This is a genomic window from Streptomyces sp. SBT349 (assembly GCF_001083795.1).
GTDB lineage: Bacteria > Actinomycetota > Actinomycetes > Streptomycetales > Streptomycetaceae > Streptomyces.
In genome coordinates this window covers 1-3,242 of sequence record NZ_LAVK01000546.1, presented here as the reverse complement: position 1 = coordinate 3,242, position 3,242 = coordinate 1, and the positions used below count along the sequence as shown (strand labels likewise).

Here is a 3,242-nt window from a genome sequence, read left to right as displayed (position 1 = left end):
CCACACCCCACCACGACCCGGACCTTCGACCTAGTCCCCACCACCGCCACCGACCGCCACCGCCGCCACCCACGCGAAAGCCCCCGCCGAATGATCGACAGGGGCTGTGAGCTGCTGCGCGCTCGGAGGGATTCGAACCCCCAACCTTCTGATCCGTAGTCAGATGCTCTATCCGTTAAGCTACGAGCGCCTGGCCCGAGGGCCGGTGTGGGGAACACACTACATGACCTCGGGCGGAGGGTGAAATCAGTTGTCCGGGGGGCGGCCACGCATGCGGAAAGCCCTGGTCGGCGGGGGACCAGGGCTGCTCCAGGGGGCGGAGGCTCCGGGATTTGAACCCGGGATGGGGGGTTACCCCAAACCGCATTAGCAGTGCGGCGCCATAGACCAGACTAGGCGAAGCCTCCTCGCACGCGGGCGTGCGAGCAAATGATGCCACAGCCCGAACGGCCGCAGCCAATCGGATTCCACCCTATGGGGGTGTCGCCGCCGAGTCGAGTTGCGCAACGCGATCGGTCCAGGAGCGTTAGCAGTGGGAGCGGAGGCGCGTCCCGCGCCTCCTGAGATCAGAACACGGAGCACTCCGCATGCTGCACAAGAGCCTCGCCGCCGCACTCGTCCTCGCCGCGTCCGCCGCCGTACCGGCCGTCCCCGCCGCCGCGGCCACCGCCGCCTCCCAGGGGTACGCCCCCGGGCGCCAGGACGCGAACCGGCTGGTCATCACCGTCGCGGACAGCGGCACCTCGGCGGACGGCACCTACGAGCTGACCTGCCGCCCCGCCGGTGGCGAGCACCCCGATCCCGCCGCGGCCTGCGCCGCGCTGGAGCGGCAGGCCGAACCGTTCGCCGCCGTCGCCGCGGACGCCATGTGCACCTATGTGTACGGCGGTTCGGCCACCGCGACCATCAAGGGGGTCTGGGACGGCAAGGCCGTCGACGCCCGTTTCGACCGGACCGACGGGTGCGAGATCGCGCGGTGGGACGCCCTGGTCCCCGCACTGCCGGAAATCGGCGCCTGAGAGGGGGCCGACAGGGGTCTGAACAGGGACTTTCGAACGGACCGCCGCGCCCGTCGCGCCGGGCCGTAGACTCCCCCTAATGACACGCACGGGCTACGTGCACCTGAACACGTGGGTCAAGGGAGGAACCGACGTCGTGAGCAGCAGGCCAGCGAGGGGCGCTGCTCGCCTCGCCGCCATACTCGACGCGCTGCCCGACGCACTGTTGCTCGTCAACGGCAACGGCACCGTCGTGAACGCGAACGCCATCGCCGTGGAGACCCTCGAGGTGCCCGGCGCCCCCCTGGTGGGGCGCGGGCTCCTCGACATCGTCCCGGAATTCGACCCGCGCCGTATCCCAGGATCGATGCGCCGCCCCGAGGAGGATCCCAGCGTCAGAACGAGGCCGACGCGGATGGTGGCGCGGCGTACCGACGGTTCCGAGCTGCCGGTCGAGGTGACCAGCGCCGGCCTCAACGCGGCTCACACGCCGTACGCGTCCGCGATCGAGGCCGCGTTCGCCGATGACTACTCCGGTGAGGAGCTTCTCGTGCTGGTGGTCCGCGATCTGTCCGACGCGCTGGACACGGAGGCCGAGCTGGTCCGCCAGCAGCGGCAGACCGAGATGATCCTGCGCGCCGCGTCCGAGGGTGTCGTGGGGGTGGACACCGCGGGCCGGATCGTGCTGGTCAACCCGGCCGCGGCGCAGATCCTCGGGCACCGGGCCAGCCAGCTCGGCGGCCAGGAGCTCCACCCGCTCGTGCAGCACTCGCGGGCGGACGGGACGCCGTTGGCGTTCGAGGAGACGCCGCTGCACGACACGCTCACCTCGGGGCGCAAGCACCGGGTGCGCGGTCAGGTGCTGTGGACGAAGGAGGGCCGCGCGGTCCCGGTGGACCTGACCACTGCGCCGGTGCGGGACGGGGACCAACTGGTGGGCGCGGTCCTGGCGTTCACCGACCGGCGGGCGTACGACGCGCTGGTGTCGCGGAACGAGCAGCTGGTCTCGGTGCTGGGCGAAGGGCTGCGGGGGCCGCTGGAGCAGCTGCGCACGGAGCTGGCGGCGCTGGCCTCCGACCCGGCGGGCCAGCTGTGGCCCGAGGCCAACCAGGTGCTGCACCACCTGGCCGCCGGGTACACGCGGATGACGACGCTCGTGGACAACGTGCTCAGCTATCAGCGGCTCGACGAGGGCCGGGAGAAGCTGGCGCTGAAGCGGGTGTCGCTGGACGCCGTGGTGTCGGCCGGGGTCGAGGGAGCCACGGAGCTCATCGGTCCCGGGCGCGCGCAGTTCGCCGTGCACGCTCCGCCGATCGAGGCGGAGGTGGACCCGGAGCGGATGGCGCAGGCGCTGGCGCACCTGGTGGCGGATGTCGCCGGGGTCGACGCGACGGGGCAGGCGGCGACGGGCGCGCCGCAGCCCGGGGACTCGACGATCGTGGTCGCGGCGGCCCAACGCGGCGACGTCGTGCGGATCGAGGTCCGTGGCCCGTACCCGGGCGGGGACCCGGTGCACGAGCCGATCGTGCGGGGCATCGTCCGGCAGCACGGCGGGGTGCTCCAGACCCACGAGGTGGGCGGCGGATCGGCGTACGTGCTGGAGGTGCCGGTGGCGGCGGGCGGGGGCACGGCGCCGCCGGCGAAGCCGCGGGACGCCAGCGGCGACACGACGGTGATGCCGGTTCCCTCGCAGCCGATGCGCGGGACGTCGGCGGGGACGGGGAAGGCGCCGGTCGCGATAGAGCCGGTTCAGGAGACGCCGACCGGGCGGCGGCGCAGGCGGGAAGCGATCGAGCCGCGGGAACAGGAGCCGCCGCAGGCGCTCCCGCAGCGGCAGACGCACCAGCCACAGCAGTACGGCCCCCAGCCGCTGCACGGCCCGCGGCCGGAGCAGCCACAACAGCACCAGCAGCAGCACCAGGCGCACCAGCAGCAGCCGGAGGTGTCGCAGGAGCACGACCAGCGTGCGGAAGGCGACACCGGGAACGGCAGGCGCCGGCGCGCGCTCGGGCCCGCGGCCGAGAGTCCGCAGCCCGAACCGTCGCAGGGCGCCCCGGCGGAGGAGCCGACCGGAAGGCGCCGCCGCGCCAGGCCGTCGAACGACGAGCCGCACCCCGGTCAGGCCCCTCCGCCACCGCAGCAGGCGCACCAGCAACACCAGCCGCAGCAGCACCAGTCGCCGACGGGGGCCGCCGCGCTCGAACCGGTCGTGGCCCAGCCCCCGCAGCAGCACCACCTCCAGCC

Annotated in this window: 2 protein-coding genes and 2 tRNA genes; 2 read left to right on the top strand and 2 right to left on the bottom strand. The window is 73.3% G+C overall.

Annotated elements, in window-relative coordinates:
• Positions 1-117: 117 nt before the first annotated feature.
• Both ADY01_RS34380 and ADY01_RS34375 read right to left on the bottom strand, forming a co-directional pair.
• A tRNA-Arg gene (locus ADY01_RS34380) sits at positions 118-190 on the bottom strand.
• Positions 191-317: 127 nt separating this feature from the next.
• Positions 318-407 (bottom strand) — tRNA-Ser (locus tag ADY01_RS34375).
• Between the two features lie 180 nt (positions 408-587).
• On the opposite strand from ADY01_RS34375, the gene ADY01_RS34370 reads away from it, so the two are divergent.
• A complete protein-coding gene (locus tag ADY01_RS34370) occupies positions 588-1,019 on the top strand; it encodes an SSI family serine proteinase inhibitor (RefSeq protein WP_049580702.1) in 432 nt (143 codons plus the stop codon).
• A 136-nt stretch (positions 1,020-1,155) separates the two neighbouring features.
• Positions 1,156-3,242 (top strand): PAS domain-containing sensor histidine kinase (locus ADY01_RS34365; RefSeq protein WP_159001617.1); only part of this gene is annotated, 2,087 nt, incomplete at its 3' end.

What these genes read in the sequence shown, in the direction of transcription:
- ADY01_RS34370 (WP_049580702.1), top strand. Translation starts at nt 588, where the DNA reads ATGCTGCACAAGAGCCTCGCCGCCGCACTCGTCCTCGCCGCGTCCGCC.